Genomic DNA, 2,208 nt, shown 5'->3' with positions numbered 1-2,208 from the left:
GACCACATCAAATGAAAACCATCACGACCGGTTACACAAAAAAACTGACAGACCCACGAACGTCACTGCTGCGCGGGAGTGGCACTTACAGTGCAAGCGTGTACACCTGACTCTTGCTCGCTGTTGGCTGCTGGCTGTGGACTTGAGTGATCGCTTCTGGGCTGGCTCGACTGGGCTGGTTTCTGTTTTCGGTTCCCGGTTCTCGGTTTTGGCAGGTTTTCGTCTTTTTCCGTTGTTGTTGGTGTGATTCGGTCTGCTGTGGTGCTCTGGCTGGTTGTCGGCCGTGTTCAGGCTGTGGTCGTGGCCGGTAGGCGCTCAGGGAGACGGCCAAAGGCAATCCGGCGGTACTGGAGGCGGGACCGTCGGGTTGCTGCGCTGGGCTGTCGACGGCGGCGGCCTTGCGGGAAGCGGGTTTGGGGGGTGCGGCGTCGCTGGGCTGTTGCCGTTGCCGATATGGCCGGTCTTGGACGAGTGAGGGCAATTTGGGGATTCGACCGGTGCTGGAAGCGGTTGCGACCGGTACTGAGGCGGGTTTGCGACCGATCGCGGCCGGTGGTGTGTTGCAAGATGTGGGGCGTGATCGAATTTGAAGGCCGTCGATGGGGGTTCTTGGCGAACGCGGCGCCTGCGGGCATCCTGGGGCTGGTCGTTGGATTGGGGGGCCGGGGTGGGGCGTTGTGGTGTTGTGGTTGGGCTGTATCCTTTGGGTGTGGCTCTGGTTGCTTCTCGTGGTCTGCCGACGCTGGAGGACGCCCGGCGGGCCGCTGTCGCGCTCGGGGAGGTTTTGGACCCCGGCGAGGTGCTGTTGTTCGGCTCGGTGGCCCAGGGCTCGCAGGGGCCCGGTTCGGACTTGGATCTGGTGCTGGTGTTCGACGACTTGGGCGACTACGCCGACCGGCGCTTGATCGCCGAGAATGCCCGGCGGACGGTTCTGGGGGCTACCGGGTTCGGCTGCGATGTGCGGGTCACCGACCGGCCCGAGTGGGAGATCCGCGCCCATCGGTGCCGCTCCACCTTCGAGGCCCACATCGCCTCTCATGCGGTCACGTTGGCCTCGCGGCCTCCGCGGGGCTGTATCTACTGGGACAAGGAGATCGGAATGGCGCCGTCTGACGCCGACCAGGCTGGCCGCAGCCTCAATAATGCGGTAAACGCGCTCACCAAACTCCTGATGGCCCTGGAGACCTCAACCAAAGAGCGCGACGCGGTGTTGGCCGGCGACCTGCGCGAGGCCGACAGATTGAAGCACAGCCGCCTGCTAAGTGTTTGCGAGCTGTCCCAGACCGTCATGGAGACCTCGCTCAAGGCCCTCGTCCACGCTCTCGAGGGCGACCACCCCGGCAAGGTCCACGGCGTCGGCCATCTGATCGACGCTGCCGGCGAACACCTCGCCCCGTCAGCCGCACACCGGCTCGCAGCCTGTTTGGGGCCCATCAGCCCCCATGACGCGTCGGTTTGGCGCGAGGCCGGAACCTATCCCGACGACATTGACATCGTCGGCGACCCCGACGACGCCACCGACGAGTTCTCGGCGCAAATGGCCCGAGCCGCCGCCGACATGGCCGACTGCTGCATCGGCCTCATCGAACACCGACTCGGCTACCCGCCCCCCGCCGCCCCACAGGCATTCAACCGGATCGACCAAATCCAACAAGAGCTCCCACCCCGCCTCCCCGAACGAGACGGACCCGGCCGAGGCCCACAACTCGACATCGGCATCTGACCCGCAAACCCGCACGCCACCCGCAAGGCTCCCGACCGAAAGTCGCAACGCCCCTTTCCCAACCAGGCGCATTTGAACAACGATCATGTGGTCATATGAGGTCCTCCAGACTGGGGACATACAGCCCTTGGCGTGCTTCTATCCCTCAACTGTCAGACCACCGTGGTAGAACGACGCACTGAGCAGGCCGCGAAAACCAGGAGGACGAATGTCTGAGCTGACCTATAAGAGGGAGCAGGACGCGGCGGTGACCTCGACTGATTGACCTTCATGACACAGAACGACATGAATCTTGACCAGGTGGGTCTGTCGGGAATTTTGTGTAACCGGGCGTGATGGTTTTCATTTGATGTGGTCGGCGATCCGGTCGCCGTAGTGGACGGTCAGGGTGTTCAGTATGGCCTTCCAGCCGTTGGTCTTGCCGGTGGGGTTGGGGTCTGTCAGGAATTTTGTGTATCGGGCGTGATCTGAGGGTCCGCGGCCGG

At 63.6% G+C, this 2,208-nt stretch carries 2 protein-coding genes; both read left to right on the top strand.

The features are described from left to right. Positions 1 to 247 (top strand): hypothetical protein (locus tag OXG30_08565; protein MCY4134951.1); only part of this gene is annotated, 247 nt, incomplete at its 5' end. A 462-nt stretch (positions 248 to 709) separates the two neighbouring features. Continuing rightward, positions 710 to 1,723: a nucleotidyltransferase domain-containing protein gene (locus OXG30_08560; protein ID MCY4134950.1), complete on the top strand. Its 1,014-nt coding sequence runs from the start codon at positions 710 to 712 to the stop codon at positions 1,721 to 1,723. Positions 1,724 to 2,208 lie beyond the last annotated feature (485 nt).

It is taken from the genome of bacterium (genome assembly GCA_026708015.1).
GTDB lineage: Bacteria > Actinomycetota > Acidimicrobiia > Acidimicrobiales > Bin134 > Poriferisocius.
Note: the sequence above shows the minus strand (reverse complement) of the source record. Positions and strands in the feature narration are given on the sequence as shown.